The sequence below is a fragment of the Streptomyces sp. NPDC024687 genome, assembly GCF_055559055.1.
Genome location: NZ_JBVHLJ010000001.1, coordinates 112933 through 127080 on the forward strand (window position 1 = coordinate 112933; position 14148 = coordinate 127080).

The window sequence follows — 14148 nt, forward strand, 5'->3', positions numbered from 1 at the left end:
ACCCCACCTCCGGGCGACCACACGCCACCCCCTGGCGGTGACCACACGCCGCCGCCCGGTGGCGAGAACTCCCCGCCTCCCGGTGGTCATCACACGCCTCCGCCCGGTGACCACACGCCGCCTCCCGGTGGTGATCACACCCCACCTCCGGGCGACCACACGCCACCCCCTGGCGGTGACCACACGCCGCCGCCCGGTGGCGAGAACTCCCCGCCTCCCGGTGGTCATCACACGCCCCCGCCCCAGCTGCCGCACACCGGTGCCGAGGCCATGCTGGCCGCTTCCGGTGCCAGCGCCGCGATGATCGTGGGTGGCGTCGTCCTGTACCGCCGCGGCCGAGCCGCCTCCCGACGGTAGTGCGCAGGGTGCCGGACGGTGAACGTCCGGCACCCGCGACCCGGTACCCGGGACACCGCACCCGAGGCTCGACGGGCGTCAGCCGCGCACACCCGCCGGTGCCCCGCTGTGCCCCCGCCTCCCCGGCGCCGGAACCACCGCGCCCACGTCCCCGGCCCGCAGCCGGCGCCGCACCCCCCGTACCAGCGTCCCCGCCGTGTAGGCCGCCCCGTGCACGAACCGCATCGCCGGGCCGAACCCCGGCGCGGTGATCAGGCCGGCCAGGAACAGGCCGCGGTGCGAGGACTCGAAGACGGAGGTCACCCGGGGTGAACCGGCCGCGCCGCTCGTGAGGCCGGCGCGCAGGTCGGGGGAGAGAAGGGTCAGGCGGTCACAGGTGGCCGCGAACCCGGTGGCCGAGATGACGTGGTCGGTCTCCAGGGTCGCCAGGACTCCGGTCCCCTCGCCGCCGGTCCGGTGCACCACCTCCAGCCGTACCCCGGCCCCGTCCCGCACCGGCCCCGCCGCCGCGACCTCGTGACCGGGCAGGACCTCCACCGCCCCCTCGACCCGGTCCCTCACCCACCACGCGCCCGCCGGGCCGAGTGCCGTCGCGGCGACGCGGGTGCGGGTCGATTCCGGGAGGCGGTGGAAGAGGCCGGGGCGTTCGGCGTAGAACCAGTTGCGCCAGCCGCAGCCCAGGCCGCTGTGCGGGGCGCGGGCCGACTGCCACCAGGGGCGTTCCCACGGCGGTGGCACGTCGTTCCAGGACAGGCGGTCGGCGCGCACCAACACCCGTACGCGCGTGCCCTGTTCGGCGAGCAGGGCCGCGGTCTCCAGCGCCGCCTGGCCGCCCCCGATGACCGTCACGTCCCGTCCGCGGAAGCGGGAGAGGTCGTGGTGGTGGCTGCTGTGCGAGACGAGGGACGGGGGCAGGTCGCGCAGGGCCGGCGGGATCTCGACGAAGGGCATCACGCCGACCGCCAGGGCGACCGTACGGGCGTGCACGACCTGTCCGTCCTCCGTGACCGCCTCGAAGCCGCCGGGGCAGGGGGTCACCCGGGTCACCATGCGTTCGTCGACCTCGGGCGCGGTGTTGCGCGCGAACCACAGACCGTACTCGGCGAACGTCTCCACCGGGATCGGCTCCCCGTGCCGGGCCGCCGTCCGCTGGTCCGCGCAGTACCGGTCCAACTGCCAACGGCCGTCCGGATCCGAGAGGTTGGAGGCCCAAGGCTCCGACTTGAGGAACATGCCGCGGGGCATGTGGTCACGCCAGGACGCCATGGGGCGGCCGAAGACACGCAGCCTGAGCCCGGCGGCCGCGGCGTGGGAGGCGATGGACAGGCCGTAGGGCCCGGCGCCCACCACCAGTAGGTCGTACATCAACAACTGCTCGCTTTCTCGTCACAGACGTCGTCACAGACGCCATCGCAGACGTCATCGGAGACGTTCTCGGACAGGTCGTGGGACAGGTCGTGGGACAAGGCGGTCGGCGACTCGCCGGCGGAGGCGGTCGCGCCCGCCGCCCCCCGCACGCGATCCAGCAGCCGACCCGACACATGGCGCCCCCACAGACCCCACAGGGCCCGTCCGGGCCCCCGGTCGTCGCGCGCGTTCCAGGCCAGTTCGCGGCCGGCGGGAGGGGCGGGCCGCAGCGCGTTCAGCGGGGCGTAGTTCTCCACCACGAACTCCCGCCCCGGCAACGGCGCCCCGTCCGGCAGCGGACGGTGGGTCAGGTCCAGGTGCAGGGCGCGTACGACGTCCAGCCCGGCGGTGTCGGTGAAGAGCCGGAACTGGGCTCCGGGGCGCGGGTTGAAGTCGAGCAGGTGATAGCGCCCCGTCGTGCCACAGCGGCGGAAGTCGAGGTCGAAGATGCCGCGGTAGCCCAGTTCGCCTGCCAGCCGCTCGGCGAGCAGCTGTACGTGCGGATTGGGTGCCCAGCGGCCGACCGCCGTCAGTCCGGCGCCGCGCGGCCAGGCCCGCGACTTGACGCCTGGGCCGCCGCCGCACACCGCCCCCGACCGGTCGGCGTACCCGTGGAAGAACCAGTCCCGGTCGGGGCCCGGAGGCAGGAAGGCCTGCAGCAGCAGTCGGCTGCCGGCCTCTCCGGTCCGCAGGTACAGTTCCCGCGCCTCCTGCGCCGAGCGGACCACGACCGTGCTGCGCAGCCCGGCCCCGGCAGGCAGCAGCCAGGGCCGGCTCCACTTGGCGATCAACGGGAGCCCCAGTCCCCGGGCGGCGCTCGCGGCGTGCTCCGCGCTCTCCGGGATGACCGTCTCCGGATGAGGCACCCCCGCCGTCGCGCACACCCCGGCCAGTTCCGCCTTGTCGGCCACGCGTTCGGGCAGCGTGCCCGGCTGCTGCGGCAGGAGGTAGGCGGGGGTCAGTTCCTCACGCAGCCGGCCCACCGCGATGCCGCTCGCGTCGTCCATCGGGATCAGCACGGCCGGACGCGCGACGCCGGTCGCGATCCGGCGCAGTGCGGCGGCGATGTCGGCGAGGGAGGCGCCGGGCGGCGGCGGGGGGTGGATCTGGCGTACGAAGCGGGAATTGCGTACGGGACTTCCGGTGGCGTCCGCGACGAGATGGACCTGGACTCCCGCCCTGCCGAGTGAGCGTACGGCCCCCAGCGTTCCGTGGTGAAAGGGATTCCGGTCGATCCGCAGCAGGACGGCGGGGACGCGGGTGTCGAGCAGCGACACGGGCATTTCCTTCGGGTGGTTTCACTCGGGCGGGCGATCGGTGCACTCGAAAGCCGCAACCGCGGTGGCGTTGGTCGTATTGATGTGACTGAGTGTCAGTTATCGGAGAGAAAGGAGCAGGCATGTCCTCACAGCAGCGAGGGGCCCGTTCCCGACGACTGGCGGTCACCATGGCGGCGGCCGCCGCGTCGGTCGTCCTGGCGTCGGGTCCGGGTTTCGCCGCGGGGACGGCGCGGGTCGCCGATCCTCCCGCTCCGACACCCACGGTCACCCCGCCGGTCCCGGCGCCGACGGTCACCCCGCCGATCCCACCGAGTCCGCAGGTCGCACCGGTGTCGCCGGTCTCGCCCGTCCCCGTCACGCCGGTCCCGCCGACGAAGGTCGGCCCCGCCTTCGGCGCCTACCTCGACTATGGCCCCCGAGGCGTGGCCCGGATCGCCGAGCTCAGCCACTGGCTGGGCGGTGCCGAGCTGCGCGTCGGGCACACCTATCTGCCCGGCGACCGCTGGACCAACATCGAGGGCGGGCACGGCTTCCTCGACGTCTGGGCGGACTGGCGTACCCGGCAGGCCGACAGGATGCTCGTCCTCAACGTGCCCATGATGGAGCGCAACGAGGAGAACGTCTCCGACGCCGAGGTGCGGCAGCTGCTGCGCCGGGCCGCCGACGGGGCCTTCGACCGCCACTTCCGCGCGCTCGCCGAGCGGCTGGTCGAGCTGAAGGTGCCGGACACGATCGTCGTCCTCGGCTGGGAGATGAACGGCACCACGTACACCCACCGCTGCGGACCCGACCCGGAGGCGTGGAAGACGTACTGGAAGAGGATCGTCACCACGATGCGCGCGGTGCCGGGCCAGAAGTTCCGTTTCGACTTCGCCCCGAGCCGCGGCCGGGACGCCGTTCCCTGGACGGAGTGCTACCCCGGGGACGACACGGTCGACATCATCGGCATGGATTCGTACGACCAGCCGACCGGGCTGTCGTTCGACGAGCAGGTGAAGGAGCCGTACGGTCTTCAGGCCCAGGTGGACTTCGCGAAGGCGCACGGAAAGCCCATCTCCTACCCGGAGTGGGGACTCTTCCGCAACGGTGACAACTCCGCGTACATGCGGAGCATGCTCGCGTGGATGGACGTGCACAAGCCGCTCTACAACACGCTGACGGACTACTGTCCGCACGGTGTCTGGCAGTGCGCCGACAACCCCAGGTCCTCGCAGGTGTACCGGTCCGTGCTCTTCGGCCGCACCGGCGACCCGACCCCGCAGCCGACCGAGCCCGGAGGAAGCACCACACCGACGACTCCGGTGACTCCTTCCGTACCCGCCACTCCGACCGCACCGGCCGCCACGCCCGTGCCCCCGGCCAACTGCTCCCCGGTGCAGCTGGGCGACTGGGTCGAGTACTGGCTCGGCGGGAAGCTGTGCCTGCGCTTCGACTGGTGGTCGCGCAGCCGGTGAGACCCAGGTGGCGGCGGGTCGGTCACGGCCCGTCGCCACCGCGCTCCCTCCACCGTCGCAGCAGTTCCTTGCCCCGCCGGCGGGCGGCCACGTCGCACAGCGTCGCCGTCAGCAGCGGGGCGGTGCGCCGCCGGGCCAGCAACAAGCGCTGGTTGACGACCGGTTCGGGGCGCCAGTGATGCTTGTACGGCTCGTTGCCGCGCAGCAGGCTCAGCGTGCCGCGCCCGCCGTTACGGGTGTGCTCGGCGCACGCGTCCAGCAGCATCACCGCCACGTCCGCCTTGTTCTCCCGCAGCCGCGGATGGGCGCCGTAGAGATAGCCGCCCGCCAGCCGTCGCGACAGCAGTGTCAGGTCCACGGCCACCACGTCCTCGCCGAGGCGGAACTCGGTGACCACGGCGTCCCCCGAGCGCACCATCGGCTCCACCGACCGCACCAGGTGGTCACAGAACCGCGGCCGCAGATGCTCCGACGTCACCTTCCGCCCCTGCCACTGGAGCCGGTGCAGCTCCAGCAGTCGCCGCAGCGCCGTGTCCACCTCCTCCGGCCGCACCACCTGACGCTCGACGCCGAGCGCGGTCAGCTTGCGCAGCTTGGCCCGCACCCGCTGGGCCTTCGCCGAGGGCAGCCGGGCGACCAGCTCGTCCATCGGTACGGCCGGCAGCTCCAGGCACAGCGAGTCGCTCACCCGGCGACGCGGGCCGCGCCAGCGGTCGTAGATCCGCTCGGCCGCGCCCCCGGGACGTACCTCGCGGAAGTCGATCAGCGCGGTGCGGGCCACCGAGGCGAGCCCCTCGGTGAGGGCGGTCACCGCCTCCTCGCCGCGCTCGTCGTCCAGCAGTACGTCCCCGTAGTCGGAGATCGCCCCGCCGAGCGGCACGAGCGTCGGCACCGGACGCCGTACCCGCATCAGCGGGGCGGCGGCGACGAGCTCACGGCCGTCACGGACCAGCAGAAGACGCAGCCGGCCGCGTCGGCCGTAGGACAGCCACCACGAGTGCAGCCAGGCATGGCTCTGGAACGGGGTCGCCGCCGCGCACCTTCCGTACAACTCGCGCCAGTCCGGGGCGAGTTCCGCGAAGACGGTGTCGTCGGTGACGAGTTCCACGGTGTACTTCACAGCTGCCCGTGGACATCGGCGGCGGTGGCCGGGCTGGGTACGGACGGCGGTCGTGCGGGGTCCTCCGTGGCCCGCCGGGGCCGGACCAGCAGCACCAGGCCGCCGAGCAGACCGCCCGCGCTCGCCCCCACCAGACCCGTCACCGCCGGGGACGCCGAGGACGGTGCGACGGGGCGGGTGGCGCGGGCGAACTGCCGGAGCTCGACATGGGTGTCGGCCTGGGAGTCGTTCGCATGCCGGGTCAGCGCGCGCGAGACGGCGTTGGCCATGTCGGCGGCGAGGTCCGGGCGCGAGGAGGTGGCCGTGATCGCGACCATCGGCGCGTCCGGCGAGGTCGCCGTCTGCACGCTCGACTGCAGCGTCTTCACCGGCACGCCCGCCCACACCTGCGCGTCCCCGAGCACCGCGAGCTGTGGGGCGACCCGGCCGTAGGCCTGCGCGAAGCCCAGCGCGGTCGCGGAGTCGGACTTCTCGGTCGGTACGGCGACGACATAGCTGGTGGCCGTGTACGTCGGCGTCCTGGCCAGGCCGTACGTGCCGCCGAGCAGACCGCCGGCGAGGACACCGGCCGCCAGCAGGGACCAGGCCGGCAGCGACCTCGCCCGGGTGAGGACGGCGGACGGGCGGCGGGCGCCGGTGGGATTCTCGGTCATGAGGAACTGACTCCGTGAGGTGACGAGGGCGAGGAGTGGGCCGCCGCGTAGACGTCCATGAGCCGCGCGGCGCTGCGGGCGATGCTGTAGTGGTGGGCGGCGTCGGGCACGGTGCGCGGGAGGGGGCCCTCGGCGCGGGCCGCCTCCAGCGCCCGGGCGAACGCGTCGGGGCCGCCGGTCACACGGCGCGCGGACGGCGCGGAGTGCGGGGGCAGGTCCTCGACCGCGGGACAGGCGGCGTAGCGCACGGGCAGCCCGGCGGCGAGGCCCTCCACGACGGCCAGACCGAACGCCTCCTCGGGGCACGCCGAGGCGAGCACATCCATCGCGGAGGTGAGCGAGGGAAGGTCGGGACCGGAGGAGCCGTCGGGTACGCAGGGGCGTTCACCGGTGAACAAGACGCGGTCCGCCACCCCGGCCGCCTGCGCGGTGCGCCGCAGCACGTGCTCCTCGGGCCCACCGCCGACCAGCAACAGCCAGTAGTCAGCGGGAAGTTGGGCGAGCGCGTGGATGAGTACGTCGAACCGCTTGGCCGCCGTGAGCCGGCCGATGCCGCCGACGACGTACGCGGTCTCCGGCAGTCCGAGCCGTTGCCGGGTGCGCAGCCGCCGCTCCGGGTCGAAGCGGAAGCGGTCCAGGTCGATGCCGTTCGGCACGACCTCGATCCGCGGTGCGGGCACCCCCCAGCGCCTGAGCCGGTCGGCGACCGTGGGGGAGACGGCGACGGTGGAACGGCCGAGCCGCTCACTGGCCAGGTACAGCGCCCGGACGCCCGAGGTGAGCCTGCGTCCCTCCATCTGCGAGTCGCCGAGGGAGTGTTCGGTGGCCACGACCGCCCGGACGCCCGCGAGCCGCGCGGCGAGCCGGCCGTAGACGCAGGCACGGTAGAGGTGGGTGTGGACGAGGTCGTAGCGGCCCCGGCGGATGAGCCGGACCAGCCGGGGCAGCGCGGCCAGGTCGCGGTTGCCGGCCATGCCGAGGTGCGTGACCCGCACCCCGTCCGCGGTGAGCCCGTCGGCGACCGTGCCCGGGTTGGTGAGCGTCACGACCTCGCAGTCGACGGGCAGGTGCCGCAGCAGCAGCCGCAGTTGCTGCTCGGCGCCGCCGACGCCGAGGCCGGTGATGATGTGCAGGGCCCTCATGTCACAGACCCTCCACGGGGCGGCGCCGCAGCCGGTGCAGCCGGTACTTGAGGAACAGGCGTACGGCGTCGTCGTTCTGTCCGACGTGGACGCGGGGGAGGGCGTGCGGACCGGTGAGCGGGCCGGGGTCGATGCCACAGGCGTACCGGTATCCGGCGCTCCGTACGGCCTCGACGGTCCGCTGGTCGAGCGTGCCGTAGGGGTAGCAGAAGCCCTCCACCGGTGCGTCGAGCAGGTCCTCCAGCGCGGCCCGGCTCTCGACGACCTCGGCCTTCAGCCGGAGGTCGTCCGCCGCGGTCAGGTCGACGTGGGTCAGCCCGTGCGAGCCGATCTCGATCCCCGCCCGCGCCGCCTGCCGGATGCCGTCGGCCGTCAGGAGCGGCTTGCGCGGGCCCAGCGGATCCCAGGCGTTGTCGCCACCGAGCCGGCCGGGCAGTACGAAGAGGGTGGCGCCGAAGTCCAGCCGGCGCAGCACGGGCAGGGCGTGGTCGACGAAGTCGGCGTAGCCGTCGTCGAAGGTGAGCCCCGCCAGGCGCCGGCCCTCGCCGCGCGCGCGTGCGGCCAACAGCTCGGCCATGGACACGCCCCGCACCCCCCGCAGGGCGAGCCATCTCAGCTGCTGCTCCAGCCGCTCGGGAGTGACGGTGATGCGGTACGGGTCGTCCGAGCAGTTGGACACCGAGTGGTACATCGCCACCCAGGGAGCGGGACCGCGGCGGGGCGCCGTGCGGGTGCCTGCGGAGGAGTCAACGGCCATGCGTCAGCCTTCGGGTGAGGGCACGGGCCGCGGCCCGTACGGAACGGAGGGCGGGTGCGAAGCCCTGGGCGCCCAGGGCCAGGCCGACCAGGACGAACACGGCGGCCACGGTCGCCACCCCGGCCAGAAGTCCCGGCAGCGGTTCCCCGGTGCGGCTCGCGACGAGCGCGCCCGCCGGTGTCGCGACCGCGGCCGCGCACACCGGCCGGCTCAGCTCCGCGAGCACCTGCCGGGTGCGGACCGGGATACCGCGCGCGACGCCCCGGTACGCCGTCCCCATGCCGGCGAGCAACAGCGCCGCCGTCACGGTGATCCCGGCGGCGTTGGCGGCGGCGATCCCGGACACGCCCCAGGGGCCCACCGCCAAGGCGCCGGACCACGAGGTGACGAGGATGCCCCCGGCCATCGCGCAGACCGGGTACCAGGTGGGGCGGCCCGCCGAGAAGTACGAGCGGACCAGCGCGCCGACCAGGGTCTGGCCGAGCAACCCGAGGGCGTACACGCGCATCACGTCCGCCGTGGCCGCCGTGTCCCGGGCGGTGAACGCGCCGCGCTGGAAGAGGACTTCGATGATCTGGGGGGCGCACGCGATCACCGTGGCCGCACCGAGCAGCACCGTGCAGGCGGCCAGCGCCAGGTCCCGCTCCACGCGGGCGCGGGCCCGCTCGGTGTCCCCGTCGGCCAGCGCCCGCGCGACCACCGGGAAGGTGACGGTGCACAGCATCAGCGACAGGGTCATCGGGATCTGGGCCACCTTCTGCGCGTAGTTCAGGTGCGAGATGGCCCCGGCGGGCAGGGCGGAGGCGAGGAAGCGCTCGACGAGGACCTGGGACTGCCGGCACAGCGCGAAGAGCAGGACGGGGGCGACGAGTGCCAGGGTCACCGCCCGGTCCGGGGTCTCGGCGGGCTCCTCCCGACGCACCGGGGAGCGCCGCAACTGCCGCCACATCGCGGGAAGTTGGACCGCCACCATCAGGGCACCGCCGGCCGCGACACCCACGGCGGCCGAACGCACCCCCCAGTCGCCGCCCAGCACGAACATCGCCGCGATGATGCCGGCGTTGTACGCCACGTAGATCGCGCCCGGCATCAGGAACTGCCGGTGGGCCCGCAGCACCGCGCTGCAGTACCCGGCGAGCCCGAAGCTCAGTACACAGGTCGCGGTGAGCCGGGTGCAGTCCACGGCCAGGGCAGGGTCGGGTAGGCCCGGCGCCAGGGCCTCGACCAGGTAGGGGGCGGTGGCGACGATCAGCGCGGACGCGGCGACGAAGACCAAGGTCAGACGGGGCAGGGTGGCGGCGACCAGGGCCCGGACCGGATCGCCGGGGGCACCCTGGGCACGCCGGGCGAGGGCCAGGCTGAACGCCGGGATCAGTACGAAGGCCAGCCCGTCCTCGATGAGCAGAGTGGACGCGAACTCCGGCACGGTCCACGCCACCAGGAAGGCGTCCGTCCCGCTGCCGGCCCCGAACAACCGGGCCAGCGACTGATCCCGCACCAGCCCGAGCAGCGCCCCGGCGACGGACAGGGCGGCGGTGACGGCGGTGGCCTTGGCGAGAAAACGCCGGGAGACGGGAGGAAGTTCGGGAGCCCCGGCGGGCGAGTCGACGGCGCCGCGCGCCGTGGGCACGGGAAGGGGGGCGTCGGCGAGGCGGGGGGCGGCGGCAGAGCTGGCGGACCCGGAAGCGGGGCCCGCGCCGGACGCGGACCCGGCCGCCCCGGAAGCCGGCCCAGGCTCGGCGCCCGGCCCGGCTGACCCGGAAGCCGGCCCATCGTCCGCCCCCGACCTGGCCGACCTGGAAGCCGGCCCGGGGTCGGCGTCAGACCCGGCCGACCGAGAAGCCGGCCCGGGGTCCGCGCCCGGCCCCGCCGACCCGGAATCTTGCCCAAAGTCCGCGCCGGACCCGACCGACCCGGAAGCTCGCCCGGGTCCAGCGGCATCAGACCCGGCCGACGTCGAGGCACGCGGAGGTGTCACCGTCATCGCGCTCCGGCCTCCTCGGTCTCGCCGGCCCCGTCCCGCGCCGGTGCCGCACCGCTCCCGTCCCGCGCCGCCACCGCCCCGCTTCCGACCAGCGCCCACCACGCCACCACCCCGAAGCACACCGCCGTCAGTACCGTCGAGGGGCCGCCGATGTCCGCGTACGCGAAGTCCGTCAGCTGCCACACCAGCAGTCCGCAGCCGACGAGCGCGCAGTCCAGCCCGCGCCCGGACCCGCGCGCCCGCACCAGTCCCCGCAGCCCGCACACCAGCAGCGCCAGCCAGCTCCCCGCGAGGGCGAGCAGGCCGATCAGACCCTGTTCGGCGAGGACGAGGAGGTACATGTTGTGGGGGGACAGCAGCGGTTGCCGGCGGAAGGCCGCGCCCGCACCCTCCGTGTCACTGCCGGCGGACAGGGCCAGCGAGGCGTGCCCGTCCCGCTGCTCGGGGAAGCCCTTCAACCCCACACCGGTCAGCGGCTGTTCGCGCCACATGCCGACGGCCGCCGCCCACATGGTGTACCGGTCGGTCACGGACTGGTCGGGGGCGTCGGTGACCTGCGTGATGCTGTCGATCCGCTCCTGCAACTGCGCCGAACCCAGCCCGAACCCACCCACCAGGACCACGCCGACGGCAGCCACCACGGCCCCCACCGCCAGCGCCCGCCGCACCCCGGCCAGCACCAGCTGCACCGAGCACGTCACGGCCGTGGCGATCCACGCGCCCCGGCTGAAGGACAACGCGAGCGGCAGCAGCAGCGCGAGCGCGCACCCGGCGGCGACCACCCGTTGCCGTACCGACGCCCGTCCGAGCGCCAGCCCGAGCGCGCAGACCAGCCCGAAGGAGACGACGGTCGCCATCCCCATCACGTCCGCCGGCCCGAAGGTGCCGACAGCCCGGATGTCCGCCCCCTGGTAGGAGGCGCCGGTCCCGGTCGCGTACTGGTGCACGCCGATCGCCCCCTGCCACCCGGCCAGGGTCACCAACGACCAGGCCAGCAGCCGGAAGTCGCGCCGGTCCCGGACCAGCAGCAGCACGGCCACCGGGACCACCACGAAGACCTGGAGATAGCGGCCCATACCGGTGAGCCCGGCCACCGGGGAGGACGCGCTCACCGCGGCGACGGCCAGGGCGGCCACCGGCAGGCCGAGGACGACGGCGGCCGTTCGCGACAGGGGGCGCCGCCGCTCCCGCAGCAGCCGGATCACGCAGTACAGCACCACCAGGCCGGAGACCGCGTCGGCCGGTCCCGCACCGCTCTCGGCGGTCGGCGACACCGGAAGCGCCAGCAGCGCGACCACGGCCACCACCGGCAGAACGGGAGAGAGCTCCCGCACCCGCGGCAGGCTCAGTGCGAGACTCATGCGTGCTCAGCTCCCTGTCGGACGCACAAGCGCGGCCGCGGTGCGCAGCAGGATGCAGATGTCCTGCCACAGCGACCAGTTGTCGATGTAGGCGTTGTCGAACCGGCAGCGGTCCTCGATCGAGGTGTCACCGCGCAGACCGTGGACCTGGGCGAGCCCGGTGATGCCGGTCCGCATCCGGTGGCGGGCCGCGTAGCCGGGGTAGGTCTGGCTGAACTTCGTGACGAAGTAAGGGCGTTCGGGCCGCGGACCGACCAGGCTCATGTCGCCCCGCAGGACGTTCCACAGCTGGAGCAGCTCGTCCATCGAGGTACGGCGCAGGAAGCGGCACAGCCACGGCATCTGGTGCTCGTTCGCCACGCTCCAGCGCGTCGCCGCCTCGTGCGCGTCGACCGGCCTGTGGGTGCGGAACTTCAGCAGCGTGAACGGCTTGCCGTCCATGCCGATCCGCTCCTGCCGGAACACCACCCCCGGCCCGCCCTTCAGCCGCAGTGCCGCCGCGCACACCAGCAGCAGCGGGCTGACCAGCAACAGAAGCGTCCCGGACACGATCACGTCCAGCGCCCGCTTCCCGGCGCTGCCCCGCCGCCGCGACCCCATCACCAGACGCCGGCAGGAGAACCCGGCGAGCTGCTCCCTCGTCTCGTACGACGGTGACTCCGCGTCGATCTCCCACACCGCGCACCCCGACTCGGCGAGTGCCCGCAGCAGCGGTCCCTGCCGGGACCGTACGGAGGGATGCACGATCAGGACGTCCTGTACGCCGTTCTGGATGAGCGCCCGCTCGACCTCCTCGCCGGTCGTCAGCACGGGCAGCCCCTCGCCGCCGTCGGACTGCTCGCTCACGATCCCCACCGGCCGTACCCCACAGCCCGGATGGCGCAGTACGGCGGCGGCCACGCGCTGCGCGGTCGCCGCGGGGCCGATGACCAGAGCGGCGCGCGGACGGACCAGCCGGGTCACGCGCTGGCGCCGGCGCACGGTGCCGCGGCCCACGCAGGCCGCCACCGACTGGAGCAGGAAGCCGACGGCCAGGGTGGCAGGGGAGAGCACCCGGTCCGCGTCGTACGAGGCCACCGCGGCGGCGAGGACCAGCCAGGCGACCGCGATCCTTGCGCACACGGCGGGCAGTTCGTCGAGGACGCCGGCCACCTGACGGGGCGGGTGCGGACGCAGCAGTATCGACGCGGCCAGCAGCACGGCCACCAGAAGCGGCCGGAACCGGTCGCCGCTGAGCGCGAACGCACCCACCAGGCCGGCGAGAAGGTCCGCGGTGAGCAGCGGGACCGGGGAGGCGGGGCGGGCCGTGGGCCGGCGGGCGGGGAACCGGAATCCGGCTCCCTGGTCGCGCGGCGGCATGATCGAAACGGATGAGAATCCGAGGTCCCGGGCCTGTCCGCCGGGGGAGGGGACGGTGCTTTCCGCGGTCACGAGTGGATGGGCTCCCTGTGCTCGGTGGGCGCGACGCGCGCGGCGAGCTCGGCGTCGAGCAGGTCGCGGTACAGGCCCGCCACCGCCTCGGACGTGCGCCGCACGTCGTGGGTGGACAGGACGTGACGGCGGCCCCGGTGGCCGAGCGACTCGCGCAGCGACGGGTCGAGCAACAGCGCGGCGACGCTGCCGGCCAGTGCCGCCGGGTTCTCCGGGGGCGCCAGGCAGTGCGGTGCGAGGGCGGGCGGCAGGCTCTCCCGGGCGCCGTCCACGTCCGTCACCACCACGGGCCGCCCGCAGGCCATCGCCTCCAGCGGGGCGAGCGCCATGCCCTCCCAGCGCGAGGGCAGCACGACCAGATCGGCGGCCCGGTACCAGGGCACGGCATCGGCGACGGCCCCGGTGAAGAGCACGGACCGCGGGGCCCGTTCGCGCAGCCGGTCCCGCTCGGGTCCGTCCCCGACCAGCACCAGCCGGGCGTCCGGCACCTGGCGCAGCACCGTGTCCCACGCCCGCAGCAGGACGTCCTGCCCCTTCTGCCGGCACAGCCGCCCCACGCACACCACGAGGGGGGCCGCCGGATCGACCTCGGGCAGCAGCTGCGCCCGTACGGTGTCCGCGGAGGCAGGACGGAAGCGTTCGGTGTCGATCCCGTTGGGGATCACGCTCCACCGCCCCGCGATCCCGGCCCGCAGCCCCGTCCGGCGCTCCGCCTCGCTGACGCACACGGTCCGCGCGGACCAGCGCGATCCGGCCCGCTCCCAGCCGAGCGCGAGGGCGGCGGTGACGCCGCCGACGGCCTCGAACGACCAGGCGTGCGGCTGGAACACGGTGGGGATCCGCCCCCGCACGGCGAGCCGCCCGGCCAGTCCGGCCTTCGCGCTGTGCGCGTGCACCAGATGCGGCCGCACCTCCGCGATCACCCGGGCGAGCCGCCGCACCTCTCGAACGAGTGTCGGACCCGGCGAGCGCGTCGCCTCCCACTGCCGTACGTCCGCGCCCAGGGCCCGCAGGTCCGCGGTGAGAGGGCCGCGCGGGCAGGCGACCGTGACGTGCAGACCGGCGGCGACCTGGGCCCGCGTCAGGTCCGTCACCACCCGGGGCACCCCGCCGTCCACGGGTTGCGTGAGGTGCAGGACCCGCGGCCTGGGGTCGGTTGCTGACTGGTGCATTGCGCGGTTTCCTCGCTCAGGGACGGGCTC

12 protein-coding genes are annotated in these 14148 nt (G+C 74.4%); 2 read left to right on the plus strand and 10 right to left on the minus strand.

The features are described 5' to 3' along the window. Window positions 1-270: 270 nt before the first annotated feature. Entirely contained in the window at window positions 271-357 is an 87-nt protein-coding gene (locus tag ACZ39I_RS00490) for a hypothetical protein (RefSeq protein WP_467243281.1), read from the plus strand. A gap of 78 nt (window positions 358-435) precedes the next feature. Here ACZ39I_RS00490 and ACZ39I_RS00495 read toward each other — a convergent pair whose 3' ends face one another. Then, on the minus strand, window positions 436-1722 hold the full coding sequence (locus tag ACZ39I_RS00495) for an NAD(P)-binding domain-containing protein (RefSeq protein WP_467241351.1): 1287 nt from the start codon (window positions 1720-1722) through the stop codon (window positions 436-438). Continuing rightward, window positions 1722-3047, minus strand: coding sequence for a carboxylate--amine ligase (locus ACZ39I_RS00500; RefSeq protein WP_467241353.1), 1326 nt, complete (start codon window positions 3045-3047; stop codon window positions 1722-1724). The genes ACZ39I_RS00495 and ACZ39I_RS00500 overlap by 1 nt, the downstream gene beginning before the upstream one ends. A gap of 116 nt (window positions 3048-3163) precedes the next feature. Here ACZ39I_RS00500 and ACZ39I_RS00505 point away from each other — a divergent pair, with 116 nt between their 5' ends. Beyond that, a complete protein-coding gene (locus ACZ39I_RS00505; RefSeq protein WP_467241355.1) occupies window positions 3164-4498 on the plus strand; it encodes a glycoside hydrolase family 26 protein in 1335 nt (444 codons plus the stop codon). 22 nt (window positions 4499-4520) lie between these two features. Here the strand turns inward: ACZ39I_RS00505 and ACZ39I_RS00510 are convergent, their stop codons facing one another. The 8 genes from ACZ39I_RS00510 to ACZ39I_RS00545 form a co-directional block, all read right to left on the minus strand. Next, window positions 4521-5618: a GNAT family N-acetyltransferase gene (locus ACZ39I_RS00510; protein ID WP_467241357.1), complete on the minus strand. Its 1098-nt coding sequence runs from the start codon at window positions 5616-5618 to the stop codon at window positions 4521-4523. Further along, window positions 5615-6271 (minus strand): YveK family protein, encoded by a 657-nt coding sequence (locus ACZ39I_RS00515; protein ID WP_467241358.1) that lies wholly within the window; start codon window positions 6269-6271, stop codon window positions 5615-5617. The genes ACZ39I_RS00510 and ACZ39I_RS00515 overlap by 4 nt, the downstream gene beginning before the upstream one ends. Next, window positions 6268-7413 (minus strand): glycosyltransferase, encoded by a 1146-nt coding sequence (locus tag ACZ39I_RS00520; RefSeq protein ID WP_467241360.1) that lies wholly within the window; start codon window positions 7411-7413, stop codon window positions 6268-6270. The genes ACZ39I_RS00515 and ACZ39I_RS00520 overlap by 4 nt, the downstream gene beginning before the upstream one ends. Before the next feature lies 1 nt (window position 7414). Further along, window positions 7415-8170, minus strand: a complete 756-nt coding sequence (locus ACZ39I_RS00525) for a polysaccharide deacetylase family protein (protein ID WP_467241362.1) — start codon at window positions 8168-8170, stop codon at window positions 7415-7417. Continuing rightward, window positions 8160-9800 (minus strand): murein biosynthesis integral membrane protein MurJ, encoded by a 1641-nt coding sequence (gene murJ / locus ACZ39I_RS00530; RefSeq protein WP_467241364.1) that lies wholly within the window; start codon window positions 9798-9800, stop codon window positions 8160-8162. The genes ACZ39I_RS00525 and murJ overlap by 11 nt, the downstream gene beginning before the upstream one ends. A gap of 350 nt (window positions 9801-10150) precedes the next feature. Further along, window positions 10151-11515 (minus strand): O-antigen ligase family protein, encoded by a 1365-nt coding sequence (locus ACZ39I_RS00535; RefSeq protein WP_467241366.1) that lies wholly within the window; start codon window positions 11513-11515, stop codon window positions 10151-10153. A 6-nt stretch (window positions 11516-11521) separates the two neighbouring features. Next, complete coding sequence (locus ACZ39I_RS00540; RefSeq protein ID WP_467241368.1) at window positions 11522-12946, minus strand: exopolysaccharide biosynthesis polyprenyl glycosylphosphotransferase; 1425 nt, start codon at window positions 12944-12946, stop codon at window positions 11522-11524. Next, window positions 12943-14118, minus strand: a complete 1176-nt coding sequence (locus tag ACZ39I_RS00545) for a glycosyltransferase (RefSeq protein WP_467241369.1) — start codon at window positions 14116-14118, stop codon at window positions 12943-12945. The genes ACZ39I_RS00540 and ACZ39I_RS00545 overlap by 4 nt, the downstream gene beginning before the upstream one ends. Window positions 14119-14148: the final 30 nt, after the last annotated feature.

Excerpts from the sequence above, each read along its gene's own strand:
- ACZ39I_RS00490 (WP_467243281.1), top strand. The coding sequence starts at position 271 with ATGCTGGCCGCTTCCGGTGCCAGCGCCGCGATGATCGTGGGTGGCGTC.
- ACZ39I_RS00495 (WP_467241351.1), bottom strand. The coding sequence starts at position 1,722 with ATGTACGACCTACTGGTGGTGGGCGCCGGGCCCTACGGCCTGTCCATC.
- ACZ39I_RS00500 (WP_467241353.1), bottom strand. The coding sequence starts at position 3,047 with ATGCCCGTGTCGCTGCTCGACACCCGCGTCCCCGCCGTCCTGCTGCGG.
- ACZ39I_RS00505 (WP_467241355.1), top strand. The coding sequence starts at position 3,164 with ATGTCCTCACAGCAGCGAGGGGCCCGTTCCCGACGACTGGCGGTCACC.
- ACZ39I_RS00515 (WP_467241358.1), bottom strand. The coding sequence starts at position 6,271 with ATGACCGAGAATCCCACCGGCGCCCGCCGCCCGTCCGCCGTCCTCACC.
- ACZ39I_RS00520 (WP_467241360.1), bottom strand. The coding sequence starts at position 7,413 with ATGAGGGCCCTGCACATCATCACCGGCCTCGGCGTCGGCGGCGCCGAG.
- ACZ39I_RS00525 (WP_467241362.1), bottom strand. The coding sequence starts at position 8,170 with ATGGCCGTTGACTCCTCCGCAGGCACCCGCACGGCGCCCCGCCGCGGT.
- ACZ39I_RS00535 (WP_467241366.1), bottom strand. The coding sequence starts at position 11,515 with ATGAGTCTCGCACTGAGCCTGCCGCGGGTGCGGGAGCTCTCTCCCGTT.
- ACZ39I_RS00545 (WP_467241369.1), bottom strand. The coding sequence starts at position 14,118 with ATGCACCAGTCAGCAACCGACCCCAGGCCGCGGGTCCTGCACCTCACG.